A 26349-nucleotide genomic window follows, 5' to 3' on the forward strand; every position below is an offset into this window, starting at 1 on the left:
GAAGCTGGCATTATTTTTTTCCATTCGACCTCGAGTCCCTTAAGGAGCTTCGCTAGCCTCTGCCTTATGACTAGACCGAACGAAGGAATGTAGGCACACAGATGCCAAGAGACATGGGAGGGTACGTCATCATAAGTTACGCAGAGATCCATTGTGCATCCCATCATTCTCTAGCACTACTTACCATTATTACCCAGTAGTGGCCGCGTAGCGTACCCATAGGATGGAATAGTTTCACATAATATAAAAATATTGTTAGTATGCGTGTCGAAAATTATTTTTTTGACACCCCACCAACGGGTTAAACCGTTGATATATCAACATTTATAGAGGGAGGGGGAAATTTGGGAAGCATACGTAGATATATGAATTTTGTAAAACCATACAGGCGAGAAATTATCTCAACTTTGTTTATCGGGGCCATCAAATTTGCCATACCGCTCCTCATTCCGATTTTCATTAAATATGTGATTGATGATATCATAGGAAATCATGAATTATCCACCGATATCAAAATCCATAAGCTTCTTTTTGTACTGGGAGTCATGTTTTTTATTTTTGTCGTATTGCGGCCGCCTGTTGAATATTTTCGACAATATTTAGCCCAAAGCACTGGAAATAGAGTGTTGTATGATATTCGAGACCGACTCTTTGAGCACATTCAAAAGTTAAGCTTTAAATATTATTCTAATCATCGGGCGGGCGAAGTGATTTCCCGGGTAATTAATGATGTAGAACAGACGAAGGATTTTGTGATTACAGGATTGATGAATATTTGGCTCGATTTGGCAACCATTTTCATCGCTGTTGGACTCATGCTGTCGATGGATGTCAAATTGACCATTGTTTCGCTTTTAGTATTTCCTCTTTATGCTTTTTCCGTCAAATATTTTTTTGGAAATTTAAGAAGACTGACAAGAGTGCGTTCGCAGGCGCTGGCAGAAATGCAAGGTTTTCTGCATGAACGAGTGCAGGGAATGCCTGTTATTAAAAGTTTTGCCATCGAGGACTTTGCCCAAGATCAATTCAAAGACCAAAATTCAAATTTTTTGGATAAAGCCCTCTATCAAACGAATTGGACAGCCAAATCATTTGCAGTCGTGAATACCATTACCGATTTAGCTCCTTTGATTGTCATTGCTTATGCCGGGTTTCAAGTGATTCACGGCCATTTATCAGTCGGAACGATGGCCGCATTTATTTCTTATGTAGATCGTTTATACGATCCTTTAAGAAGGCTTGTCAATTCATCTACCACCTTAACTCAGGCCATAGCTTCCATGGACAGAGTGTTTGAGCTGATCGATGAGAAATATGATATTACGGATCGTCCCAATGCCATTGAATGCAAGGATGTAAAAGGAAATATTGTATTTGATCATGTAAGTTTTGCTTACGATGAAAATGAACCGGAAGTGTTGAAAGATATTGATCTTGAGATTAAAGCGGGTGAGACGGTTGCTCTTGTCGGAATGAGCGGAGGGGGCAAATCTTCGCTAGTAAGCTTGATTTCGCGTTTTTACGATGTGACAAAAGGAAGAATTTTATTGGACGGTGTAGACATTCGCGATTTTAAAGTTCGGAGTTTACGTGATCATATCGGAATGGTGCTTCAAGATAATATTTTGTTCAGCGATTCTGTTAAAAACAATATCCTTCTCGGACGTCCGGATGCAAGTGAAGAAGAAGTGATCGCTGCAGCTAAAGCCGCAAACGCTCATGACTTTATTATGAATTTAGTCGATGGATATGACACGAAAGTGGGCGAAAGAGGGGTAAAGCTTTCAGGCGGGCAAAAACAAAGAGTCGCAATTGCCCGAGTGTTTCTGAAAAATCCTCCCATCTTGATATTGGATGAGGCTACTTCAGCGCTTGATTTAGAAAGCGAACATTTAATTCAAGAGGCACTGGAAAAGTTGGCAAAGGATCGGACCACTTTTATTGTTGCTCATCGGCTTTCTACTATAACTCATGCGGATCGAATTATTTTGATTGAAAATGGCCAAGTCGTTGAATCGGGCACTCACGAAGAACTTATGGCAAAACAAGGGAGCTACTATAAACTCTTTCAAGTGCAACAGCTGAATTAGAACGTAATCATGGGATACAGAAGGACTTTTTGAAACAAAAAAAGAAAAAGTCAGGAGAGAATATTTCGTTTCTTCCTGACTTTTACTCGTTTTCTTCTTTTATTTTCACTTCATTTTCCGACTTATGAAAACTTTGGAAGCTGTGAATCAGCATATCCAGATGCTCCACTTGTTCGCCATACTCTAAGATGGAGGTGACGATGTAGAGCAAATGGAAGGATTGGGTATCCTTGCTTCCGGAGTACTCTTCAATAATTTCGTCTAAAAATGCATCCATAAATTCCTTGCGGTTTAAATACACATCATGGACTTCTTCCAGCTCCGTTTTTTTCTTCGCTTTTCCAACAAACTTCAATAATATTTGCTCATGGTAGCTGATTAACGCATCGAGCATTTCTTGAATTCTTTTTTGAAGTTCCTCTGGAAGCTGCTGGATTTCATTTTCATAATGGTGAAGCCGTTTTAAAATCTCAAAGCTTTTTTTGACAGCAATGATCATTTGCCTGTAAATCACAAGTCGGCGATTTTTCGCAGTATGGCTGATTTTAAATGTATTTCTGTCTTCTTTGTACAATTTATATAACTCGTCCGTTTTGTATAATCGCTCGCTAATCTTGGATATGTCGAGTTTCAACAGTTGATAGTCAGAGGCATTTCGAGTGCTCAAGCGAATCCATTTCAAAATGTCCTCTGTCACGTTGTTTATATGCAAAAAAAGTTTCGTCTCATATTTGGGCGGCATAAAAATTAAATTGACGACAAAAGCGGCTAAAATTCCAAGCATAATGGTTCCAAAACGGAGGAGAGCAAATTGGATAAACTGTTCGTTTTGAACTTCCATAATCGCGATAATAGTCACTAGTGCCAAACCGACCGTATTATCAAGTTTTAATTTTAAAATAATGAGAATCGCGACAATAGAAGCCAGACCGACAAATACGATATGGTTGCCGAAGAAAACGACAGTCAGAATGGCAATGGCAGCACCAATCGCATTTCCTTGAACTTGTTCGACAATGGTTTTATAAGATCGATAAATAGTTGGCTGTATTGCAAAAACGGCTTGTATTCCGGCAAAAACAGGAGATGGCAATTGAAGAGCGCGAGCAATGGCCAACGCAAGGACAATCGCAATTCCTGTTTTTAATATGCGGGCACCAAGCTTCATAGCGCATTTTTCCTTTCTTAAGTTTTTACATGTAATGAAAATGGCTTCAAAACGTCAAACGCTGACCTGGGAATGATATTATCTCCCTTTTTATATGATGTTTGATTTTCTCTATTTATCCCTACTTTGAATGTCCTTTTTTGTGATGGATCGTCTGAAACATTATTGTACTATACAATGGAAAAATAAGAATATCAAGAGATGTAGCCTTTTTTGAAAAATAAAATTTTATCCAGTTTTTGCTTTTCATGAATTGGTCATTCTTGTTTTCTAAAGATAAGTAAAACAAAGCGAAAAACGGCGAGATGATTAAAAGGAACGGTCAAGACGGGAGCAGAAGATTTTTTTGAACCTTAATGGAGTAAATGGAATTAGCGTCTATTTAAAACTGAATAAATTTACTGGCGATTTGCCCTTGACCTCCGTTGGCAAATAGCTGAGAATACCGTTTTTTTACGGGGGATAAGAAAAAGCGCCCTGTCAAAGGACGCTTGCAAACATGATAGTCGTTTCAACATGAAACTACCAGTTGGATATTATTTTATTTCTTGAGACATTTTTTCAAAAGCTCGCTCTACTGCTTGGATGGTTGTCCGAATATCTTCTTCCGTATGGGCGAGAGTAATAAACCAAGCTTCATATTTGGAAGGAGCTAGGTTAATGCCTTGATGAAGCATCAGTTTGAAAAAGCGGGCAAACCGTTCACCGTCGCTTGCTTGCGCTTGAGTATAGTTTTCGACTTTTTCATCTGTAAAGTATACCGTAAGCGCACCTTTTAAACGGTTAATCGTAATCGGGATTTGATACGTTTGTGCTGCTTTTAAGATTCCTTCTTCCAACATAGCCCCGAGCCGATCGAGGTATTCATAGACACCGTCTTGCTTTAATACTTCCAAGCAGGCAATTCCCGCCAAAATAGAAGCTGGATTTCCGGCCATCGTTCCTGCTTGATAAGCTGGACCGAGAGGAGCTACTTTTTCCATGATATCCACTCTTCCGCCGTAAGCGCCAATTGGAAGGCCTCCGCCGATAATTTTTCCCATGGCTGTTAAATCAGGAATGACTCCCAGCAAATCTTGAGCTCCCCCGTACATAAAGCGGAATGCCGTAATGACTTCATCGAATATAAGCAGAGCGCCTGCTTTGTGCGTTAATTCTTTCACTTGTTCTAAAAATCCCGGCTTCGGCTCTACGATACCAAAGTTTCCGACAATCGGTTCAACTAATACAGCTGCTACTTCATTGCCCCATTTATCAATGGCTTCACGGAACGATGCGACATCATTGTATGGAACGGTAATGACTTCTTTTGCGATGCTTTCCGGAACGCCCGCTGAATCAGGTGTTCCTAAAGTAGAAGGCCCTGATCCTGCCGCTACTAGCACTAAATCAGAATGTCCGTGATAACATCCTTCGAACTTTATAATTTTGGTTCTTCCGGTGTAGGCTCTTGCGACGCGGATCGTGGTCATCACAGCTTCGGTTCCGCTGTTGACAAAACGAACTTTTTCCAGCGAAGGTATGGCTTCTTTTAACATTTTGGCAAATTTCACTTCAAAAGGAGTCGGCGTTCCGTATAAAACCCCATTTTCCGCTGCTTTTTGAATCGCTTCGGTAATATGGGGGTGGGCATGTCCTGTAATGATAGGACCGTAGGCTGCCAAATAATCAATATATTTATTGCCGTCAACATCCCAAAAATAAGCGCCCTTTGCTTTTTCCATCGCAACAGGTGCTCCACCGCCAACTGCTTTATAGGAGCGGGACGGACTGTTAACGCCGCCGACGATATGTTCCAGCGCTTCTTTATGTAAACGTTCTGAATGGGTAAAGTCCATAAAAGTATTCCTCCTGCCGTGTCATAACTAATATTAAGTGTTTCATATATATTATTACATATTTCCTACCCATTTTCATAAAAATGAAATTTTCAGCGGCAAGCGTTTCAGGATCACTCTTTATCTTCTTCTTTTCGTTTTAATAACATTCTATCGGTCGGTGAAAGGTAACAGGAGGGTTATCGGATGCCGTATTTATTAATGGCCGCAGTGATTATTTGTATGACACTAAGTTTGCGCGAATTGTTTGTTCCTTCTAGATGGAAGTATAAAAAATTGTCTTTTGAAAACTTTCTCTTATTGGGATTATTATATGTGACGATCATGATCGGTTTTGGCCTTCTTTATTTGCTTTTAGAAATGCAAGGTTATGCCATTTTGACCGGAAAAGGAACGTACAGCGAAAGTTTTTTCGAAAAGCTCCATACCTCTCTTTATTTCAGCGGTATTACGTTGTTCACAGTCGGTTACGGAGATTTAGTTCCAAACGGTGTAGGGCGCTGGATTGCGCTAGTGGAGGCATGGCTGGGTTATACCATTCCGGCAGCTTTTGTCGTGAAAACTTTCATTGATTGGGAGAAATAATGTGAAACTTCCATCAGCCGAGCGGATGGTTAGTAGGACTAATTGGATGAATAGGAGACGTTTCCCCCGTCAAGAAAGGAGATTTGCGGGATAAATTCAATTGCAAATTATTTTAAAATTGGATACGCTAAGTTCAAAACGAATGGAGGGATTACATATGACATTGGCAATAGGTGAAGCGGCTCCTGATTTTGAACTTCCGGCCAGCAATGGCGAAAAGGTAAAATTATCGAATTTCAAAGGGAAAAATGTGGTGCTGTATTTTTATCCGAAAGATATGACTCCCGGCTGCACGACAGAAGCGTGTGACTTTCGGGATTATCATGATGAATTTTCCAAATTGAATGCCGTGATTCTGGGAATTAGCACGGATTCTTTGGACAAACATAAAAAATTTATTGAAAAGTACGATTTGCCTTTTTTGCTGTTGGCCGATGAAGACCATCAAGTATGCGAACTTTATGGCGTTTGGAAGTTAAAAAAGAATTTCGGAAAAGAATATATGGGAATCGAGCGTTCGACATTTGTTATTGATCAACAAGGAAGACTTGCAAAAGAATGGAGAAAAGTAAAAGTAAAAGGACATGTTGAAGAAGCGCTGGAATTTATTAAAAATGAGCTCTCGTAGCCTATTTTTAGAATGAGAAGGCAATTGTCCATGCATTATGTAGATTAAAACATACTGTAAAGTAAGGGCATACCTCCTCATGAAATAAATGTTTAGGGCCGGATCCACCGGTCCATTTTTCTTTGAACAAAAATATCGGGAGAAAGCAGCTATTCTTACAAATTTGCTTCAGCGCTTTTCTTATTTGTATTTTCTTCCAGTAAATCATGGTAAAATGGGCGTGGAGGCCAATTAACGATAAGAAATCTAAAATTTCCATAACGGAATAGACAAAATCAAGTGGAGAGGAGCAAAAAAAGTGGAAGTTGTTTTTTCATTTTTTCCGCCGGCTGATTTAAGAGAACAATTAATCAATGAATTTCCCGATTGTCATTTTCAATTTTATCGAAAAATTTCTGAAGCGGAATGGAAAAATGCTGAAGTCATCGTCACATACGGCGAAGATTTGTCAGAAAAAATCATTCATTCATCGCCGCGTCTACGATGGATTATGGTTTGTTCGGCAGGCCTTGAAAAAATGCCGTTTCAAGCTATCAAAGCAAAGAATATCCTCGTGACAAATGCCAGGGGAATTCATAAAATCCCAATGGCTGAATTCACATTAGGTCTCATGCTCCAACATGTTAAAAGATACCCTGAGCTCGCTGATTTCGAAAAACAAAAATTTTGGAATAAAAAACTGCCTTTGCAAGAATTGGCGGAAAAAGAAGTGCTTGTATTGGGGACGGGTGCCATCGGAAGCGAAATTGGCAGGCTTTCCAAAGCATTTCGAATGAAAACAAGCGGAGTTAATCGAAGCGGGAAACCAGTGGACTATTTTGATCGCATCTATACGTTTCAAGATTGGAACATTGCGCTTGGCACGGCCGATTTCATTGTCTCTGTCCTTCCAAGCACGCCGGAAACCCGTTATCTTTTAAGGGAAAATCACTTTCAAACCATGAAAGACACAGCTGTCTTTATCAATATCGGGCGGGGAGACCTTGTAGAAGAAAAAGTGTTGTTAAATGCTGCAAAACAGAATCAAGTGGCCCATATTTATTTGGACGTTTTTGAAAAAGAACCCCTTCCCCCGGAACATGAATTTTGGACATTGAATAATATTACGGTAACGCCGCATATATCAGCGATGTCGAAAAATTACTTGCCAAGAGCGTTTGAAATATTAAAACACAACTTATCTACATATATTACAGGAAGAAAAGATTTTTGGAATGTGGTCGATCTGGACAGGGGGTACTAGCGTTGAAAATTTATACGAAGACAGGAGATAAAGGGACAACTTCGCTTATCTACGGGCAAAGAGTTTCAAAAACCGATGCCCGCGTAGAAGCATATGGGACATGCGATGAGGCGAATACGCTCATTGGTTTATCGCTTAGCTATTTCGTGCATGAATCATTTGACGGAAAAGAAGAAGTAGCAAATGTTTTACAGCAAATTCAAACAGAACTTTTTTACGTTGGTGCAGAATTGGCTACTCCTCCCGAAAAAGAAGTGAAGTGGAAATTAAAAGAAAATAATATCCAATTTCTCGAAAAGATGATTGATCAATGGGATGGGAAATTGGAACCATTAAATAATTTTATTTTGCCCGGGGGCCATCCCGCGGGAGCCGCGCTTCATGCAGCCCGTTCTGTTGTCAGAAGAGCGGAACGAAAAGCGGTAAAAGTAGAAAAGGTAAATCCTCTTGTTCTGGCTTATTTAAATCGACTTTCCGATCTATTGTTTGTCGCAGCAAGATATATAAACGCTAAACTTGGGCAAAAAGAGAAGAAACTTTCTATAGAATCATGAGAATTTTGGATTGAAAACATTGACAAAATCACTATTTCATTAGTACACTTATTATAAAGATTACAAATTGAGAACGATTTTTATGTTAAAGTGAGGTGCATGACGGTGGCGCAGGAACATCTTAAAGAAGCTTTAGAAACGTTAAAAGATTCTGGAGTACGTATAACTCCTCAGCGTCATGCAATACTTGAATACCTGGTCCAATCCATGTCACACCCAACTGCGGATGAAATTTATAAAGCGTTAGAAGGTAAATTTCCCAATATGAGTGTGGCAACCGTTTATAATAATTTGCGAGTATTTCGTGAAGTTGGATTAGTGAAAGAGCTGACCTATGGCGATTCATCCAGCAGATTTGATTTTGTAACAACTGACCATTACCATGTCATTTGTGAAGAGTGCGGCAAAATTGTCGATTTTCACTATCCAGGACTGGACGAGGTTGAACAATTTGCTTCGCATGTTACTGGTTTTAAAGTTAGTCACCATCGGATGGAGATTTATGGGATTTGTCCGGAATGCAGTGCCAAAAAAGAAGTTCATTAAAAAGAATTGTTCTAAAAAGGAACAATTCTTTTTTTGCTATTTATTTCGTTTTTTTCGATTGTACTCCTCATTAAACTCTTTGCCCTCCAAAGAAGGATCGAGCGTAAGGGGCTCTCGGCAATACATGCACATATCTACTCTGCCAAGCATTTTTGTTTGTTTTCTACAGTTTGGACAAACCACCACAACCGCCCTTGTCGAAAGCATTCCAATCCAAAAATACACAACGACACTCGCCATAATGCTTAAAAATCCCAGCATCATAAAAATCGTCATGATCAATGGATGATTTCGAAAAAATAAACCTATGTACATTATCAAAAAACCGATAAAAATTAACGAAAGTGCAAAAGTTCGAATACGGTTAATCTTACTTTTATAATTTTTGGCCATCCCATCCCCTCCTAACGTAACTATATCATACTTTACGCTTTGAAGTCGGTTAATGTTTTAAAAGGAATAGAAGGAAAATCAGCAGTTTTTGTCGAAATTGGTAGAATGAAAAAATTTAATGGAGGAATTTTTTATGGAGGATATCCTTCGGCCCATTTATCAAGAGAGAGCGAGCTCAAAAAATACGCTTGGCATTTTATCCATCGAAAAAAGAGAAGGATGGAATTATCAAGAAGAAACATTTGACAACATTTTATTAGTAATTGCAAAAGAAGTCGAAAAAAATTTGCTGGTTAAACATTATGCATATCAAGATAAGAAAGCCGCTCTCTATATTGTGGACGAAGAGCAGTTGAAGGAATGGCTTCTTTTAGGAACGAATCGAAAAATATTGAACTGGCTTTCCGATGGGAAAATTGTGTTTGACCGGAACGACTATGTTCATCGATTGAAAAATGAGTTGCGAGAACCTTCTGCCAATGAAAGAAATTTGAAAATGGCGATTGAATTTTCAAAGATTATCAAGTCCTACACAGATGGAAAAGCATTTTTTCATAACGGGCATTACATGGATGCATATCATCATATTTCCCGCTCTCTTTATCATTTAGCATGCTTGACGATCATCGAAAAAGGATTTCAACCGGAGCAGACAATGTGGGATCAAGTGAAACAATTGAATCCTGAAATTTACAAACTATACGAAGAACTGCTGACCAGCAACGAAAATATAGAAAAACGGTTGGAACTTCTTTTCTTGGCGAGTGAATTTCTTATTCATTCGCATACGGAATCCGGTGTTTCTCATTTTCTAAATGTTTTAAGAAAAAAAGACTACTGGTCTATTGATGATTTGATAAACCATCCGGAAGTAAAATATTACGCTATCGATTTGGAAACCCTCTTGGAGTATTTAATTCATCAAAATTATGTGCGGATTGTTCAGGCAGAAACGAAAGGAATTCATATTTATCATCGATTCTATAAAATTTTTTCATAAAAACAAAAAAAGTGATTGACGTAATTATGTTTTCTTGTTATAGTAATAAACGTCGCTGCTGGATGTGATTGAAAACAGCAGCGGCTCAAAAAAATATTGACAGTGACTTTAGTTGTATGATATTATTGAAAAGTCGCTATCATTAGATGGATCCTTGAAAACTGAACAAAACGAAGCGTAAACCAATGTTTCAATCGAAACAAGCCAAGTCAAATTTCTTTTGGAGAGTTTGATCCTGGCTCAGGACGAACGCTGGCGGCGTGCCTAATACATGCAAGTCGAGCGGACTTTCAAGAAGCTTGCTTTTTGAAAGTTAGCGGCGGACGGGTGAGTAACACGTGGGCAACCTGCCTGCAAGACGGGGATAACTCCGGGAAACCGGGGCTAATACCGGATAATATCTTCCTTCGCATGAAGGAAGGTTGAAAGGCGGCGCAAGCTGCCGCTTGCAGATGGGCCCGCGGCGCATTAGCTAGTTGGTGAGGTAACGGCTCACCAAGGCGACGATGCGTAGCCGACCTGAGAGGGTGATCGGCCACACTGGGACTGAGACACGGCCCAGACTCCTACGGGAGGCAGCAGTAGGGAATCTTCCGCAATGGACGAAAGTCTGACGGAGCAACGCCGCGTGAGCGAAGAAGGTCTTCGGATCGTAAAGCTCTGTTGTCAGGGAAGAACAAGTACCGTTCGAACAGGGCGGTACCTTGACGGTACCTGACCAGAAAGCCACGGCTAACTACGTGCCAGCAGCCGCGGTAATACGTAGGTGGCAAGCGTTGTCCGGAATTATTGGGCGTAAAGCGCGCGCAGGCGGTCTCTTAAGTCTGATGTGAAAGCCCACGGCTCAACCGTGGAGGGTCATTGGAAACTGGGAGACTTGAGTGCAGAAGAGGAGAGCGGAATTCCACGTGTAGCGGTGAAATGCGTAGAGATGTGGAGGAACACCAGTGGCGAAGGCGGCTCTCTGGTCTGTAACTGACGCTGAGGCGCGAAAGCGTGGGGAGCGAACAGGATTAGATACCCTGGTAGTCCACGCCGTAAACGATGAGTGCTAAGTGTTAGAGGGCTTCCACCCTTTAGTGCTGCAGCTAACGCATTAAGCACTCCGCCTGGGGAGTACGGCCGCAAGGCTGAAACTCAAAGGAATTGACGGGGGCCCGCACAAGCGGTGGAGCATGTGGTTTAATTCGAAGCAACGCGAAGAACCTTACCAGGTCTTGACATCCTTCGCTACCTCTAGAGATAGAGGGTTCCCCTTCGGGGGACGGAGTGACAGGTGGTGCATGGTTGTCGTCAGCTCGTGTCGTGAGATGTTGGGTTAAGTCCCGCAACGAGCGCAACCCTTGACCTTAGTTGCCAGCATTCAGTTGGGCACTCTAAGGTGACTGCCGGTGACAAACCGGAGGAAGGTGGGGATGACGTCAAATCATCATGCCCCTTATGACCTGGGCTACACACGTGCTACAATGGATGGTACAAAGGGTCGCGAAACCGCGAGGTGGAGCTAATCCCAAAAAACCATTCTCAGTTCGGATTGCAGGCTGCAACTCGCCTGCATGAAGCCGGAATCGCTAGTAATCGCGGATCAGCATGCCGCGGTGAATACGTTCCCGGGCCTTGTACACACCGCCCGTCACACCACGAGAGTTTGCAACACCCGAAGTCGGTGAGGTAACCCTTACGGGAGCCAGCCGCCGAAGGTGGGGCAGATGATTGGGGTGAAGTCGTAACAAGGTAGCCGTATCGGAAGGTGCGGCTGGATCACCTCCTTTCTAAGGAAGAAGAAAAGCAGAGGCGACTGTTCAGGTGCGACAAGCACAAGACAGCTTGCGAGGAGGTAGTATTTCAACCACCGCAGCAAGATGGATTGTGACCTCGAGCACCTAGGAGCCGGAGCTGGACAGATATCAATTGTACGCTTTCGTTTTGTTCAGTTTTGAAGGATTTCATCCTTCCAAGTTGTTCCTTGAAAACTAGATAGAAAAAAGAAGCAGCATAAACCGAGTATCGCCATCTAGGATAAAACCAACATGGTTAAGTTAGAAAGGGCGCACGGTGGATGCCTTGGCACTAGGAGCCGATGAAGGACGGGACTAACTCCGAAAAGCTCCGGGGAGCTGTACGTAAGCGTTGATCCGGAGATTTCCGAATGGGGAAACCCGCTGCCCGTAATGGGGCAGCATCCTTGCCTGAATCCATAGGGTAAGGAAGGCAACCCGGGGAACTGAAACATCTAAGTACCCGGAGGAAGAGAAAGCAACAGCGATTCCCTGAGTAGCGGCGAGCGAAACGGGAACAGCCCAAACCAGAAGGCTTGCCTTCTGGGGTTGTAGGACACCAATCGTGGAGTCACAAAGGAACGAGGTAGACGAAGAGGTCTGGAAAGGCCCGTCAGAGAAGGTAACAACCCTGTAGTCGAAACTTCGTTCCCTCCCTGGTGGATCCTGAGTACGGCGGGACACGAGGAATCCCGTCGGAAGCTGGGAGGACCATCTCCCAAGGCTAAATACTCCCTAGTGACCGATAGTGAACCAGTACCGTGAGGGAAAGGTGAAAAGCACCCCGGGAGGGGAGTGAAAGAGAACCTGAAACCGTGTGCCTACAAGTAGTCAGAGCCCGTTTACGGGTGATGGCGTGCCTTTTGTAGAATGAACCGGCGAGTTGCGATCTCATGCGAGGTTAAGTCGGAAAGACGGAGCCGCAGCGAAAGCGAGTCTGAACAGGGCGCATGAGTATGGGGTCGCAGACCCGAAACCAGGTGATCTACCCATGTCCAGGGTGAAGGTGAGGTAACACTTACTGGAGGCCCGAACCCACGCACGTTGAAAAGTGCGGGGATGAGGTGTGGGTAGGGGTGAAATTCCAATCGAACTTGGAGATAGCTGGTTCTCTCCGAAATAGCTTTAGGGCTAGCCTCAAGGAAAGAGTCTTGGAGGTAGAGCACTGTTTGGACTAGGGGCCCTCATCGGGTTACCGAATTCAGACAAACTCCGAATGCCAGCGACTTATCCTTGGGAGTCAGACTGCGAGTGATAAGATCCGTGGTCAAAAGGGAAACAGCCCAGACCGCCAGCTAAGGTCCCAAAGTATACGTTAAGTGGAAAAGGATGTGGAATTGCTTAGACAACCAGGATGTTGGCTTAGAAGCAGCCACCATTTAAAGAGTGCGTAATAGCTCACTGGTCGAGTGATTCTGCGCCGAAAATGTACCGGGGCTAAACGTATCACCGAAGCTGCGGGTGGACACCTTCGGGTGTCCGCGGTAGGAGAGCGTTCTAAGGGCAGAGAAGCCAGACCGGAAGGACTGGTGGAGCGCTTAGAAGTGAGAATGCCGGTATGAGTAGCGAAAGAAGGGTGAGAATCCCTTCCACCGAATGCCTAAGGTTTCCTGAGGAAGGCTCGTCCTCTCAGGGTTAGTCGGGACCTAAGCCGAGGCCGACAGGCGTAGGCGATGGACAACAGGTTGATATTCCTGTACCACCTCTTTTCCGTTTGAGCGATGGGGGGACGCAGGAGGATAGGGTAAGCGCACTGCTGGATGTGCGTCCAAGCAGTAAGAGGGGCAGCGAGGCAAATCCCGTTGCCACTAACCTCAAGCTGTGACGGCGAGGGAAATATAGTACCGAAGTTCCTGATTCCACACTGCCAAGAAAAGCCTCTAGCGAGGAAAAAGGTGCCCGTACCGCAAACCGACACAGGTAGGCGAGGAGAGAATCCTAAGGTGTGCGAGAGAACTCTCGTTAAGGAACTCGGCAAAATGACCCCGTAACTTCGGGAGAAGGGGTGCTTTTTGGGGTGCATAGCCCCGAGAAGCCGCAGTGAATAGGCCCAGGCGACTGTTTAGCAAAAACACAGGTCTCTGCGAAGCCGTAAGGCGAAGTATAGGGGCTGACGCCTGCCCGGTGCTGGAAGGTTAAGGGGAGCGCTTAAAGCTTTGCTTGAAGGTGCGAACCGAAGCCCCAGTAAACGGCGGCCGTAACTATAACGGTCCTAAGGTAGCGAAATTCCTTGTCAGGTAAGTTCTGACCCGCACGAAAGGCGTAACGATCTGGGCACTGTCTCAACGAGAGACTCGGTGAAATTATAGTACCTGTGAAGATGCAGGTTACCCGCGACAGGACGGAAAGACCCCGTGGAGCTTTACTGCAGCCTGATATTGAATTTTGGTACAGCTTGTACAGGATAGGTAGGAGCCTTGGAAACCGGAGCGCCAGCTTCGGTGGAGGCGCCGGTGGGATACTACCCTGGCTGTACTGAAATTCTAACCCGCACCCCTGATCGGGGTGGGAGACAGTGTCAGGTGGGCAGTTTGACTGGGGCGGTCGCCTCCTAAAAGGTAACGGAGGCGCCCAAAGGTTCCCTCAGAATGGTTGGAAATCATTCGCAGAGTGCAAAGGCAGAAGGGAGCTTGACTGCGAGACCTACAAGTCGAGCAGGGACGAAAGTCGGGCTTAGTGATCCGGTGGTTCCGTATGGAAGGGCCATCGCTCAACGGATAAAAGCTACCCCGGGGATAACAGGCTTATCTCCCCCAAGAGTCCACATCGACGGGGAGGTTTGGCACCTCGATGTCGGCTCATCGCATCCTGGGGCTGTAGTCGGTCCCAAGGGTTGGGCTGTTCGCCCATTAAAGCGGTACGCGAGCTGGGTTCAGAACGTCGTGAGACAGTTCGGTCCCTATCCGTCGCGGGCGCAGGAAATTTGAGAGGAGCTGTCCTTAGTACGAGAGGACCGGGATGGACGCACCGCTGGTGTACCAGTTGTCTCGCCAGAGGCATCGCTGGGTAGCTATGTGCGGAAGGGATAAGTGCTGAAAGCATCTAAGCATGAAGCCCCCCTCAAGATGAGATTTCCCATTTCTTCGGAAAGTAAGATCCCTGAAAGATGATCAGGTAGATAGGTCCGAGGTGGAAGCGTGGTGACACGTGGAGCTGACGGATACTAATCGATCGAGGACTTAACCAAAAGAAAGCGCGAAATCGGTGAAACTGCTTCTTCTATCTAGTTTTGAAGGAAGATATCTTGATAACGCTTTATAAAAAGACCTATAAATTATTTAAAATTCCTATTGAAAATTAAATAAAATTCGCTTAAGATAATAAATGGTGTTTGTCCGGTGATAATGGCGAAGAGGTCACACCCGTTCCCATACCGAACACGGAAGTTAAGCTCTTCAGCGCCGATGGTAGTGAGGGGATTCCCCTTGCGAGAGTAGGACGTTGCCGGACGATATTATTCCGCAGTAGCTCAGTGGTAGAGCAATCGGCTGTTAACCGATCGGTCGTAGGTTCGAATCCTACCTGCGGAGCCATATGGAGAGCTGTCCGAGTGGTCGAAGGAGCACGATTGGAAATCGTGTAGACGGTTAACGCTGTCTCAAGGGTTCGAATCCCTTGCTCTCCGCCATTATAAGTTGGCCCGTTGGTCAAGTGGTTAAGACACCGCCCTTTCACGGCGGTAACACGGGTTCGAATCCCGTACGGGTCATCCTCAATGGAGGTTTAGCTCAGCTGGGAGAGCACTTGCCTTACAAGCAAGGGGTCGGCGGTTCGATCCCGTCAACCTCCACCATCTATATCGTCGCGGGGTGGAGCAGTCTGGTAGCTCGTCGGGCTCATAACCCGAAGGTCGCAGGTTCAAATCCTGCCCCCGCAATTGAATGACATAGTATTTCTTTCATACATAATCAACGTGTCAGCATATCTTAAAACAATGGTCCCGTAGTGTAGCGGTTATCACGCCTGCCTGTCACGCAGGAGATCGCGGGTTCGATTCCCGTCGGGACCGCCATGAAATCATCGGCTCGGTAGCTCAGTCGGTAGAGCAAAGGACTGAAAATCCTTGTGTCGGCGGTTCGATTCCGTCCCGAGCCACCATGTTGCCGGCTTAGCTCAATTGGTAGAGCAACTGACTTGTAATCAGTAGGTTGTGGGTTCAAGTCCTACAGCCGGCATCAGTGGAGGGGTAGCGAAGTGGCTAAACGCGGCGGACTGTAAATCCGCTCCCTCAGGGTTCGGCGGTTCGAATCCGTCCCCCTCCACCATTCATAGGGGCATAGTTTAACGGTAGAACAGAGGTCTCCAAAACCTCCGGTGTGGGTTCGATTCCTACTGCCCCTGCCATATTATAATGGCGGCTATGGCGAAGTGGTTAACGCATCGGATTGTGGCTCCGACATTCGTGGGTTCGATTCCCACTAGTCGCCCCATATTAAAAGGAATCATTGGGCTATAGCCAAGCGGTAAGGCAACGGACTTTGACTCCGTCATGCGCTGGTTCGAATCCAGCTAGCCCAGTACGCGGAAGTAGTTCAGTGGTAGAACACCACCTTGCCAAGGTGGGGGTCGCGGGTTCGAGTCCCGTCTTCCGCTCCAATGAAGGCGGCATAGCCAAGTGGTAAGGCAGAGGTCTGCAAAACCTTTATCACCGGTTCGAATCCGGTTGCCGCCTCCATACAATAAGCCGATGTGGCGGAATTGGCAGACGCGCACGACTCAAAATCGTGTTCCCTTGTGGAGTGTGGGTTCGACTCCCACCATCGGCATCGAATATAGAGATAAGGGGTTCCGCTATGTGGAACCCCTTGTTTTTATATTTGGCTCTATGTCAATTGTTGGAATACACTTATCGAAGTGCCCCCTTTTTTGTAGTTGACTAGATGAGTGAACATAAAGCTTTATTTCTTAGTCTCTTAAAATTCCGGTTCTATACTAAATGTTGGGGTTGAATCTTTTCAGCCACGAAATGAAATTCCCTAATATGAACGTTCATTCGATGACAGGTTGGATAAAGGCCTGTTTTTTCTTTTGCAGAGGGCGGTAAAAATCGCTTTTGTAATCGCATGAAGGTTTATTTCTCCTAAAATATACATTTAAGCTCAATTGATGAGGATTTTAAGCTTTTTGGTGAAACGGATATCAGCAAAACATCGGTTCTCGTAATCAAAAAAAAGAGCAAAGAGTCAAAGGCGTATGTATTAAAGGGGGAGGTACTTTTATAGGTTGGAATAAAGTATAAATATCTGACGTTTCAATTAACTGAATTTGCTCTATTTATTAAATTTTTTAAAATATACTTTACTAATCGGAATAATATGATTAAAATAAAAAAACAAAATAACGTAGAGTTGGCGTTCAATAACTCCTGATGCATCTATGTTCGGGAGCTTTTTATTTTTTATTAAAAAAGGGGTGGAGAAGATGAACATTGATCACATTGAAGCTTTTATGTATGTCGTCCATTTTAACAGCATTCATAAAGCAGCGAACGCTTTGTTTTTATCACAGCCAACGGTTACGGCGCGGATCAAAGCATTGGAACGAGAATTGGATACAGAACTGTTTGAACGGGAGGGTAGAGGCATCAAGCTGACGGAAAAGGGGGAAATGTTTATTCCGTATGCTGAGCAGATTATTCGCACTTTTCAGCAAGGAAAAAAACTATTGAAAAAAAGAGCGGATCAGGAAGAGGTAGTCATTGGGGCCAATATCATTACATCTCAATATTTTATCCCCATTGCACTGCCGCTTTGGAAAAAAGCACATCCGGAACTCCGGTTTAAATTTATTTCAGCGTCTAACGAGGTGCTAGTAGATAAGCTGCTCCAAAAGCAGATTGATGTGGCGTTCATGAAAGAAGTGTCGCATCAAGCATTGCAGCATCAACCGCTTCTTGACAATTCAATACGGCTTGTCGTAAAGCCGGGACATCCTTTTCAGTTTCAGTCAAAGTTATCCGCACAGCAATTGGCTCTTGAACCAATGGTCTTTTTTGAATGCGGAGCGTTCGACTGGAATCGTGTTCACAAAATTTTTGAAGTGGCGAACGTGGAACCGCGAATTGAATTTCACGTGGATCATCTTGAAGTGGCAAAATCACTCATTCAAAGCGGCAACGGGTTCGGATTTCTGCCATATTTATGCGTTAAACATGAACTGGAAACAGGCCAGCTGGTGGAAGTCAATGTCGATCATTTGATGATGCTGAAACAGCATATTCATGGAACATATTATGGACCGGAGCCTCCTTTTTTATGGAATGACATTCTTTTGTCGATTGAACAATTTGAAAAGAATGCTGTTTCATCATTCTCTCAAACAAATTGATAAATTTTATTAATGGATCGCTTAAATCTTTCTATCGCTTGAAGTATTGCTTTTTCGCTATTTCCGATGATAGGATAAATACCAACAAATAAAACAAATTAATCACACCTGTAAACTAAGAATAAAAACAGGAGGAAAATGGATATGAGTTATCAGCTTGGATTGTTAGATCAAAGCCCGATCCTTGAAGGCTCTTCAGCTGTTGACGCTTTGCAGCAAACCGTTCGCCTGGCCCAAAAAGCAGAAGAATGGGGTTACTCGCGCTTCTGGGTGTCAGAGCATCATCATTCGGAACAGGTAGCGGGGTCGTCTCCGGAAGTTTTAATGTCATATTTGCTTGCCAGAACGAAGTCGATTCGCATCGGATCAGGAGGAGTCATGCTTCAACATTATAGTCCTTTTAAAGTTGCGGAAAATTTTCATGTTTTGTCTACTCTTGCTCCCGGAAGAGTCGATCTTGGGATCGGGAAGGCTCCGGGCGGCCTGCCGTTATCGACAAAGGCGTTGCAGTTTGGCACCGTGAATGACGGACAAGATTTTGAAGAAAGATTTCTTTTTTTGAAAAAATTAATTGAAAATTCAGTGGATGAAGATCATCCGCTCGCCGGTATTGAAGCGACACCTATACCGCCGGAAAAGCCCAACCTTTTTTTACTTGGGGCCAGTCCCAGAAGCGCTCAGCTGGCAGCTGACCTTCAAGTTCCTTTTGTATTCGCCTTGTTTATTAATGGCGACGTAAAGGCGCTTGAAGAATCGGCGCACGTTTATCGCAACGGCTATCAGGACGGACGTTTTCTGCTATCCCTTGCAGCAGTCGCTGCCGATTCGCAAAAAGAGGCCGAAGAACTGGCGAAAGATCAAAAAATGTATAAAGTCCATCTGCAAAGCGGCCGTATTGTCACGGTTTCTACATTGGAACAAGCACATGCTTTCGGCAAACAAGCGGAGCAATCTTATGAAGTAGAGGAACAAGCGAGCTATATCATTGCCGGAACCTCTGTCTATGTAAAAAAAGTCTTAAATAAATTCCATGCATCCTATCAAGTGGATGAATTTATTTTGCATTCCCCTGTTCAAAAGGTAGAAGAACGGGTTCGGTCTTTTCAGCTGTTAAGTCCAAACGGCTCGAATGACAACTCTTTAACCGAAGAAGAGGGTGAAACTTATGTCTCATAAAAAACAGATTCAATTGGGGATTATGTTGCACGGCCCGGGAAGTCACATGAACGCCTGGAAAGATCCAAGTGTTCCAAAAGATGCCAGTGTTAACTTTCAGTATTACAAGTCTATTACTCGACAAGCTGAAGAAGCCGGATTTTCTTTTGCTTTTGTTGCTGATGGACTATATATAAATGAAAAATCCATTCCTCATTTCTTGAATCGGTTTGAACCCATCACCATCTTATCTTCTCTCGCGTCAGTAACATCGAGAATAGGGCTGGTCGGTACGATATCAACCACTTACAGTGAGCCATTTACGGTTGCCCGCCAGTTAGCATCGCTGGATAAAATCAGCGGGGGGCGTGCTGGATGGAATGTTGTCACTTCTCCTTTAGAGGGATCTGCAAAGAACTACAATAAAGGTGAACATCCATCGCATTCTCTTCGATATGAGATAGCGGCAGAATTTTTGCAAGTAGTAAAAGGATTGTGGGATTCATGGGAAGACGATGCTTTTATACGAAATCGGCAAACCGGACAGTTTTTTGATCGAAATAAGGTTCATGTATTGAATCATAAAGGTCGTTTCTTTTCTGTCGAAGGACCGTTAAATATTGAACGTTCGAGTCAAGGGCAGCCCGTCATATTCCAAGCAGGTTCTTCTGAAGCCGGTAAAAATTTGGCTGCAAAAGAGGCGGATGCTGTTTTTACCAATGCAGAAACTCTCGAACAGGCCCAAGCTTTTTATAAGGATGTAAAACTGCGGGCAGAAGCAAACGGACGGAGCAGAGACGAGATTCTCATTTTCCCGGGGATTCATCCGATTGTCGGTGCAACTATAGAAGAAGCGGAAGAAAAATACGAAGCGATTCAAAACCTTGTGTCGATTGAAGAAGCTCTCGATTATTTAGGACGATACTTTGATCACTTCGATTTCAGTGTATTTCCGCTTGATGAGCCGTTTCCTGATATAGGCGATGTCGGGAAAAATAGCTTCCGGTCGACAACCGATCAAATTAAGCAAAATGCCCGCGAAAAGAACTTAACGCTTCGAGAAGTGGCCTTGCAAGTTACGACACCGAAAAGCGTTTTTTTCGGTACGTATGAGCAAGTAGCCGAACAATTGATTGCCTGGGTGGAAGGAAATGGAGCGGATGGATTTATTTTTGGCCCGCCTGTTCTTGGCAGCGGCTTAACCGATTTTATCCGGCACGTCATTCCGATTTTGGAAGAACGCGGCTACTACAGCAGGGAGTACAGAAGTGAAACATTAAGAGGAAACTTAGGACTGCCGTTTAAAGAAAATCGCTATGCAAACAAAAAAGAAAATCATTTTATTAACTAGGGAGGAACGATAAATGGGAGAGAAAGCGTTATCAGTAGTGGTTTGGGCAAAAGAAGGATGTCGTTATTGTGAAGAAGTAAAACAATTTTTAGAAGAAAAAGGTATTCGTTATCAAACGGTGGATGTAACCAATCATGATGAACTCCGTGATATTTTAGAAATTAAATATGGTATCCGCCATGTACCAATTGTTGAAATCGGTCGTGGAGACGTGTACGAAGGTATCACGCAAATCGGGATCACAAATCTTGAAAAAGCATTGAGTACTCATTAGTAATCATATGTTTCATTTTTGATTTAAAACCGACTAAATGAATTTGTTTAATGATGATTAATAAATGTGCGCCTGTCTTTGCGATAAAGCTTTATAAGCGTGCCGGCATATTCATGAGTACAATATAAATTTTTTTATATCAAACTAGCTTACTACAGTTGGCAATCTATTACTTTTTGATTGCTGTTTGTTGAAAAAGGATGTGTGTTCTTTCATCAAGTGTTTTCCGTTTTTTACAACAAACGATGCGAGAAAATGAGCTAACACTGCCCTTTTCGGCAAAAATTATTAAGAACCGATTGTGAGCAGAAATGGTGAGTGGAGGAAAGAGGATGAAGAAAAAGATCTGGTTTATTGTGACATTGCTATTTACATTTTTTCTGGGAGCTTGCTCGCCAAAAGAAGGAGCAGTTTCATCAACTGATGCCAATGCAGATTCGAGTTCCAAAGATACAAAAAAAGGGGTACAAACCATCATCGTTGGTACCGGAACACAGTTTCCTAATATATGCTTCCTTGATAAAAACGGAAAATTGACTGGATATGATGTAGAGCTCGTTCGTGAAATTGACAAAAAACTTCCTGAATATCAGTTTAAATTTAAAACGATGGAATTTTCTAATCTATTATTAAGTCTTGAAACAAGAAAAATTGATTTTATTGCCCATGAAATGGAAGTAAATAAAGAGAGGAAAGCCAAGTTCCTGTTTAACAAAGTTCCTTATAATGTTTTCCCTCTAAAAGTGGTGGTTCATAAAGATAATAACGATATTAAATCGATTAAAGATTTAAGAGGTAAAAAAGTCGTCGTAAGTGCCACAAGCAATGCGGCCGTTTTTCTAGAAAAATACAATAAAGATCATAATGCCGGCATTAATATAGTGTATTCTGGCCAAGGATCAGATGATACAGTCAACCAAATACGTACAGGAAGGGCAGATGCGACCATTTCAACACCATTTGCCGTTGATTTCTTGAACAAATCAGCTGATGCACAAGAAAAAGTAGTGGGCAATACCCTTTCCGACTCGAAAGTGTATTTCTTATTTAGAAAGGATGAAACGAAACTTCAAAAACGTGTTGATGAAGCTCTTCGAGAACTGAAGAAGGAAGGCGTTGTGAAAAAATTGAGCCAAAAATGGCTGGGAGCGGATTACTCAGTTGGGTTTTAATTTGAACGATGAAATAAAAGGAGGGATTTAAGGATTGGGTAAAGCATTTGACATTACATTAGTCGGTGATTTTATACCACAGCTTATTCAATATTTGGGTGTCACTCTTCAAATTTTAGCCGTTTCTATTGTACTTGGAATCATTATAGGAATCATAGCCGCTATCTTGCGGCTTTTCCGCATTCCAATTTTGTCGCAGCTGGTGGTCGTCTATGTTTCTTTTATTCGTGGCACACCGATATTAATTCAGCTATTTTTGATTTTTTACGGTATCCCTTCATTATTTCAATTAATCAATATCGATTTGTCAAAAGTGGATCCTTTATATTCTGTCATTGTTGCTTATGCATTCAATAATGGCGCCGTTTTTTCCGAAATATTTAGAGGAGCCGTGCAAGCCGTTGATTATGGACAAACGGAAGCTGCGTATTCTGTCGGGATGAGTGAGTCGCAAAATTTTTTCCGCATCATTGTTCCTCAAGCCGTTGGTATTGCATTCCCGAATATTGCCAACACCGTTATTAGTTCGCTGAAAGATACATCTTTAGCCTTTACGATCGGTGTGATGGATATGGTTGGGCGAGGAGAAACATTGATTGCTTCCACAACTCACGCACTGGAAGTATATATTTCACTTTCAGTTGTTTATTACATTGTGGTTGTCCTTCTTGAAAAAATATTCCGTTGGTTTGAAAAACGGGTAAATCGACATAAGTCCGGGGAAGTTTCTTCGGTATAGCCAAAACGGTGTAAAGGAGGGATGGAATTGGTCATTGATATTCCTTTTATATGGACGGCATTGAAGGAAATTATTAAAGCACTTCCGCTAACTTTGATGCTGACAGTCATACCACTTATTGTTGGATTTTTCATTGGACTGGTTGTAGCTCTTATTCGCGTGTATGAAGTAAAGGGGTTGTCTGCTGTTGCAAATGGATATGTTTCGTTTTTACGAGGAACTCCAATTATTATGCATATAATGCTCATTTATTTTGGGCTGCCGATGCTCCTCCAAGCGGCAGCTCCGAAATTAGCCATTTCATCTATTCCCGTTAGTGTATTTGTACTGACAGCTCTTTCATTAAGTGCCTGCGCCTACTTATCTGAAGTCATTCGCTCAGGCATTATTTCTATTCCGAAAGGCCAGGCTGAAGCAGCGTATTCAGTTGGTATGAGCACGTTTCAAATGATGGTTCGCATTATTCTTCCACAGGCTTTGTCGCAATCCATTCCTAATTTTACTAATATTTTTATCGGTTTTTTGCACACAACCTCTATTGCCTTTATAGTTTCAGAAAAAGAATTGACGGGAGCAGCAAAAATTGTTGCATCAAATAATTTAAAGTTCCTCGAAGCATACATCGCAGCGGGAATCATTTATTGGGTGGTTACAATTCTAGTTGAATCGATTTCATTGTTATTGGAGAAAAAAGCCACATCCTATGCTAGGGGAGGGGTTCGATGATTTATTTACACGGTATAAAAAAAGCATTTGGGAATCATGAAGTTTTAAAAGGGATAAATTTGACTATCGAAAAAGGAAAAGTCGTCACAATTCTAGGTCCAAGCGGTTCCGGGAAAACGACTCTGTTAAGGTGCATAAATTTTCTTGAAAAACCGGATGAAGGAATCGTTCAGGTAGGTGATGTAAAGGTTGAAGCAGTAAAAGCAAACAAAAAAGAAATTCTTTCATTAAGAAAACAATCAGCGATGGTTTTTCAACATTATAATTTATTCGCTCATAAAACAGTCCTTGGAAATGTAATAGAAGGACTGATTGTGGCTAAAAAAATGAATAAAAAGGAGGCGAGGGAACGGAGCGAACAGGTGCTTGAAAAAGTTGGATTATTGGATAAATTAAATTATTTTCCAAGTCAACTTTCGGGAGGTCAGCAGCAACGTGTCGGCATTGCTCGTGCTCTTGCGTTAAATCCGGAAGTGATTCTTTTCGATGAACCGACTTCGGCGCTTGATCCTGAGCTTGTCGGAGAAGTGCTGGCTGTCATTAAAGATATTGCCGATGAAGGGATTACCATGCTTATTGTGACACATGAAATGAATTTCGCCCGCGATGTATCGGATCAAGTGTTGTTTATGGATGGCGGATTGATTATAGAAAAAGGCTCGCCCTATGAGATTTTTACAAAGCCGAAAGAAGAACGGACACGAAAATTTTTAAAGCGGATTTCAGGGGAACCGTCTGTCAGCTGGCTTCAGGAAACAGCACATTAAATAAGAAGGGAAGGATTGTAAACGTGATCCATAATGTACAGATACGTGACATGTTGGTTGAAGAAAAAGAAGTAGTTCGTCAGCTTCTAATTGATAGCTATCGCCAGTATGAGTCTGAATATCAAGATCCGGATGTTTGGACCGAATATTTAGACCATATTGCGTTTTCTGTGGATAATCCGGATGTGGATCGGATTTTGGTGGCGAGAAGCGGGCAGGATATTCTCGGGACGCTGCAGCTGTTCGAGTCCTCGGAAAAGGCGTATGACCGGCCGGAACTGAACATCTTTTCTCCAATCGTACGGCTGTTGGCGGTTCATCCGAAGGCAAGAGGACATGGAATTGCACAAAAATTGTTGAAAGAGAGTATTCGATACGCGCAATCAAAAGGAGCGGCAAATTTGTATTTGCACTCAAGCGATAAAATGCAAAAAGCCATACGGTTGTATGAATGGCTTGGATTTAAACGAGATAAGTCAAAGGACTTTCAAAACCATGATATTTTAGTCAAGTGCTTTCGATTTGATATTAAAAAGGAGGCATCCGTTTATGAGTCCATCTAGTCTGGAAGACCGCTTAATTGCGATCCGACGCCATTTGCATCAATATCCGGAGTTGTCGAAAGAAGAGTTTGAAACGACAAAATCGATCGAGAAGTGGCTTCGTGAAGAGGATATTGACATCAGAGAAACTTCGCTAAAAACGGGTGTTTTTGCGGACATAAAAGGGAAAACACTCGGGCCTACGATTGCCGTACGCGCGGATATCGATGCACTTCCAATTGAAGAAAAGACAGGTTTGCCCTTTTCGTCCAAAATAAAAGGAAAAATGCATGCGTGTGGCCATGATTTTCATACTGCGGCTGCCATTGGTGCCGCTTATTTATTAAAAAAGCATCAGTCAGAATTAAATGGAACAATCCGTCTTCTCTTTCAGCCGGCTGAGGAATCAGGTGCAGGTGCAGATAAGGTAATCAAAGACGGTCAGCTTGAAAACGTCGATGCAATCATTGGTCTTCATAACAAACCGGATTTGCCGGTAGGGACGGTCGGGCTCAAAAACGGTCCATTGATGGCAGCGGTTGATCGATTTCAAGTGGTCATTCGCGGGACCGGGTCTCATGCAGCCTTGCCGCATAAAGGAAAAGATCCTATTATCGCGTCCGCACAGCTTATTACCGCTCTGCAAACGATTGTTAGTCGGAATGTATCACCTTTTCAAAGCGCAGTGGTCAGCGTGACAAAAATAGAAGGTGGCAGCACATGGAATGTCATTCCGGGGGATGTAACGCTTGATGGCACAATCCGGACATTTGATTCCGTCATTCGTGAAGAAGTGAAAGAGCGCTTTTATACAGTGGTGGAGCATATTGCGAAGGTTTATTCACAGGAATTTGTGATTCGCTGGTTTGCTGGACCGCCTCCGCTCATCAATGATGAAAAGGTGACTGAAACGGCACGCCGATCAGCGGAAAATCTATCACTTCATGTCATTGATCCGGAACCGTCAACGGCCGGAGAAGATTTCTCTTACTACTTACAGCAAATTCCCGGAACATTTGCCTTTTTCGGGTCAAACGGAAACGAAGATTGGCATCATCCATCATTTACTGTTGATGAAAAGGCCATTATCAAAGCTGCTTATTTTTTATATGAAACAGCTAAAAACCTGCTTATTGAATACAGCCAAATTAAGGAGAAACAAAAGAGCTCTTCGACTTTCTGAAATAGGCCGAATCCCCCGACGTAGACTGATAACAAAAAGACATTTTTCATGTTCTTAAGAGTCTGTATAGAGGGGGATTCTTTATAAAAAAAGAGCCATTCTTAAAAAATGATATGTTCTTAAATTGCAATATTAAATGCAACAAGTATTGAAAGACCAGATAACCCATGATTAAGTAGAATCGGGACACTCTGCGCGACTTGACGTGGAGTGGCGGGCATGGTAGCCTGGTTGGCCCAGCCAGTACCGTATACCTGGCTTCATGGCTGGTAGCCATGCCCGCAGAGGCT

The 26349-nt window shown here is 43.1% G+C and carries 20 protein-coding genes, 15 tRNA genes and 3 rRNA genes; 35 read left to right on the forward strand and 3 right to left on the reverse strand.

The annotated features are described in order from the left end of the window. Positions 1–344: 344 nt before the first annotated feature. Positions 345–2090 carry an ABC transporter ATP-binding protein gene (locus NST81_RS04215; protein WP_328202113.1) on the forward strand — a complete coding sequence of 582 codons (1746 nt, stop codon included), beginning with the start codon at positions 345–347 and terminating at the stop codon, positions 2088–2090. 82 nt (positions 2091–2172) lie between these two features. On the opposite strand, the gene NST81_RS04220 is transcribed toward NST81_RS04215, so the two are convergent. Together NST81_RS04220 and NST81_RS04225 are read right to left on the reverse strand one after the other, a co-directional pair. Then, positions 2173–3258 carry an FUSC family protein gene (locus NST81_RS04220; RefSeq protein ID WP_003353812.1) on the reverse strand — a complete coding sequence of 362 codons (1086 nt, stop codon included), beginning with the start codon at positions 3256–3258 and terminating at the stop codon, positions 2173–2175. A 536-nt stretch (positions 3259–3794) separates the two neighbouring features. Beyond that, positions 3795–5096, reverse strand: coding sequence for a glutamate-1-semialdehyde 2,1-aminomutase (locus NST81_RS04225; RefSeq protein WP_048622744.1), 1302 nt, complete (start codon positions 5094–5096; stop codon positions 3795–3797). A gap of 186 nt (positions 5097–5282) precedes the next feature. On the opposite strand from NST81_RS04225, the gene NST81_RS04230 reads away from it, so the two are divergent. The 5 genes from NST81_RS04230 (at position 5283) to perR (ending at position 8652) form a co-directional block, all read left to right on the forward strand. Then, the gene (locus tag NST81_RS04230) at positions 5283–5681 is read left to right on the forward strand and encodes a potassium channel family protein (protein WP_003353814.1); all 399 of its coding nucleotides are present in this window, start codon (positions 5283–5285) and stop codon (positions 5679–5681) included. A gap of 157 nt (positions 5682–5838) precedes the next feature. Then, entirely contained in the window at positions 5839–6309 is a 471-nt protein-coding gene (gene bcp / locus NST81_RS04235; RefSeq protein ID WP_003353815.1) for a thioredoxin-dependent thiol peroxidase, read from the forward strand. A 298-nt stretch (positions 6310–6607) separates the two neighbouring features. Beyond that, on the forward strand, positions 6608–7552 hold the full coding sequence (locus NST81_RS04240) for a D-2-hydroxyacid dehydrogenase (protein ID WP_048622745.1): 945 nt from the start codon (positions 6608–6610) through the stop codon (positions 7550–7552). A gap of 2 nt (positions 7553–7554) precedes the next feature. Further along, complete coding sequence (locus tag NST81_RS04245; RefSeq protein WP_003353817.1) at positions 7555–8106, forward strand: cob(I)yrinic acid a,c-diamide adenosyltransferase; 552 nt, start codon at positions 7555–7557, stop codon at positions 8104–8106. Positions 8107–8211: 105 nt separating this feature from the next. Next, the gene (gene perR / locus NST81_RS04250) at positions 8212–8652 is read left to right on the forward strand and encodes a peroxide-responsive transcriptional repressor PerR (protein WP_003353818.1); all 441 of its coding nucleotides are present in this window, start codon (positions 8212–8214) and stop codon (positions 8650–8652) included. Positions 8653–8688: 36 nt separating this feature from the next. Here perR and NST81_RS04255 read toward each other — a convergent pair whose 3' ends face one another. Beyond that, positions 8689–9045 carry a YgzB family protein gene (locus NST81_RS04255; RefSeq protein ID WP_003353819.1) on the reverse strand — a complete coding sequence of 119 codons (357 nt, stop codon included), beginning with the start codon at positions 9043–9045 and terminating at the stop codon, positions 8689–8691. Positions 9046–9178: 133 nt separating this feature from the next. Between NST81_RS04255 and NST81_RS04260 the strand changes: the two genes are divergently transcribed. The 29 genes from NST81_RS04260 (at position 9179) to NST81_RS04400 (ending at position 26059) form a co-directional block, all read left to right on the forward strand. Then, positions 9179–10045: a nucleotidyltransferase-like protein gene (locus NST81_RS04260; protein WP_341028574.1), complete on the forward strand. Its 867-nt coding sequence runs from the start codon at positions 9179–9181 to the stop codon at positions 10043–10045. 217 nt (positions 10046–10262) lie between these two features. Continuing rightward, positions 10263–11817: ribosomal RNA gene (locus NST81_RS04265) — 16S ribosomal RNA — on the forward strand. A 260-nt stretch (positions 11818–12077) separates the two neighbouring features. After that, a 23S ribosomal RNA gene (locus NST81_RS04270) occupies positions 12078–15010 on the forward strand. Positions 15011–15157: 147 nt separating this feature from the next. Further along, a 5S ribosomal RNA gene (gene rrf / locus NST81_RS04275) occupies positions 15158–15273 on the forward strand. The 16S, 23S and 5S rRNA genes sit together here with 15 tRNA genes alongside, the layout of an rRNA operon. An 8-nt stretch (positions 15274–15281) precedes the next feature. Further along, positions 15282–15356 (forward strand) — tRNA-Asn (locus NST81_RS04280). 3 nt (positions 15357–15359) lie between these two features. Beyond that, positions 15360–15451: transfer RNA gene (locus tag NST81_RS04285), tRNA-Ser, on the forward strand. A 9-nt stretch (positions 15452–15460) separates the two neighbouring features. Continuing rightward, a tRNA-Glu gene (locus NST81_RS04290) sits at positions 15461–15532 on the forward strand. Between the two features lie 8 nt (positions 15533–15540). Continuing rightward, a tRNA-Val gene (locus tag NST81_RS04295) sits at positions 15541–15616 on the forward strand. 10 nt (positions 15617–15626) lie between these two features. After that, positions 15627–15700 (forward strand) — tRNA-Met (locus tag NST81_RS04300). A gap of 59 nt (positions 15701–15759) precedes the next feature. Beyond that, positions 15760–15835: transfer RNA gene (locus tag NST81_RS04305), tRNA-Asp, on the forward strand. 10 nt (positions 15836–15845) lie between these two features. Next, a tRNA-Phe gene (locus NST81_RS04310) sits at positions 15846–15921 on the forward strand. A gap of 4 nt (positions 15922–15925) precedes the next feature. Next, positions 15926–15998, forward strand: a tRNA-Thr gene (locus NST81_RS04315). Positions 15999–16003: 5 nt separating this feature from the next. After that, a tRNA-Tyr gene (locus NST81_RS04320) sits at positions 16004–16088 on the forward strand. 5 nt (positions 16089–16093) lie between these two features. Then, positions 16094–16167 (forward strand) — tRNA-Trp (locus tag NST81_RS04325). 10 nt (positions 16168–16177) lie between these two features. Next, positions 16178–16253: transfer RNA gene (locus NST81_RS04330), tRNA-His, on the forward strand. A 16-nt stretch (positions 16254–16269) separates the two neighbouring features. Next, positions 16270–16341, forward strand: a tRNA-Gln gene (locus NST81_RS04335). 3 nt (positions 16342–16344) lie between these two features. Further along, positions 16345–16419 (forward strand) — tRNA-Gly (locus tag NST81_RS04340). A gap of 5 nt (positions 16420–16424) precedes the next feature. Continuing rightward, positions 16425–16498: transfer RNA gene (locus NST81_RS04345), tRNA-Cys, on the forward strand. Between the two features lie 8 nt (positions 16499–16506). Next, positions 16507–16589: transfer RNA gene (locus NST81_RS04350), tRNA-Leu, on the forward strand. Positions 16590–17244: 655 nt separating this feature from the next. Next, positions 17245–18150, forward strand: coding sequence for a LysR family transcriptional regulator (locus NST81_RS04355; protein WP_327798135.1), 906 nt, complete (start codon positions 17245–17247; stop codon positions 18148–18150). A 144-nt stretch (positions 18151–18294) separates the two neighbouring features. Further along, on the forward strand, positions 18295–19326 hold the full coding sequence (locus NST81_RS04360) for an LLM class flavin-dependent oxidoreductase (RefSeq protein ID WP_327798134.1): 1032 nt from the start codon (positions 18295–18297) through the stop codon (positions 19324–19326). Then, positions 19316–20656 carry an LLM class flavin-dependent oxidoreductase gene (locus tag NST81_RS04365; RefSeq protein WP_048622749.1) on the forward strand — a complete coding sequence of 447 codons (1341 nt, stop codon included), beginning with the start codon at positions 19316–19318 and terminating at the stop codon, positions 20654–20656. Before NST81_RS04360 ends, NST81_RS04365 begins: the two co-directional genes overlap by 11 nt. A gap of 13 nt (positions 20657–20669) precedes the next feature. Then, positions 20670–20930: a glutaredoxin family protein gene (locus tag NST81_RS04370; RefSeq protein ID WP_048622750.1), complete on the forward strand. Its 261-nt coding sequence runs from the start codon at positions 20670–20672 to the stop codon at positions 20928–20930. 332 nt (positions 20931–21262) lie between these two features. Then, a complete protein-coding gene (locus NST81_RS04375; RefSeq protein ID WP_048622751.1) occupies positions 21263–22102 on the forward strand; it encodes an amino acid ABC transporter substrate-binding protein in 840 nt (279 codons plus the stop codon). Between the two features lie 34 nt (positions 22103–22136). Beyond that, entirely contained in the window at positions 22137–22841 is a 705-nt protein-coding gene (locus NST81_RS04380) for an amino acid ABC transporter permease (protein WP_341028577.1), read from the forward strand. 27 nt (positions 22842–22868) lie between these two features. Beyond that, complete coding sequence (locus NST81_RS04385; RefSeq protein ID WP_341028580.1) at positions 22869–23567, forward strand: amino acid ABC transporter permease; 699 nt, start codon at positions 22869–22871, stop codon at positions 23565–23567. Then, a complete protein-coding gene (locus tag NST81_RS04390) occupies positions 23564–24334 on the forward strand; it encodes an amino acid ABC transporter ATP-binding protein (RefSeq protein WP_341028581.1) in 771 nt (256 codons plus the stop codon). Before NST81_RS04385 ends, NST81_RS04390 begins: the two co-directional genes overlap by 4 nt. A 23-nt stretch (positions 24335–24357) precedes the next feature. Beyond that, on the forward strand, positions 24358–24897 hold the full coding sequence (locus tag NST81_RS04395; protein ID WP_341028582.1) for a GNAT family N-acetyltransferase: 540 nt from the start codon (positions 24358–24360) through the stop codon (positions 24895–24897). Further along, positions 24884–26059 (forward strand): amidohydrolase, encoded by a 1176-nt coding sequence (locus NST81_RS04400; protein ID WP_341028584.1) that lies wholly within the window; start codon positions 24884–24886, stop codon positions 26057–26059. The genes NST81_RS04395 and NST81_RS04400 overlap by 14 nt, the downstream gene beginning before the upstream one ends. The last annotated feature ends 290 nt before the right edge of the window (positions 26060–26349 follow it).

The organism is Bacillus sp. FSL W8-0223, assembly GCF_038006805.1.
Classification (GTDB): Bacteria; Bacillota; Bacilli; order Bacillales; family DSM-4216; genus Bacillus_O; species Bacillus_O smithii.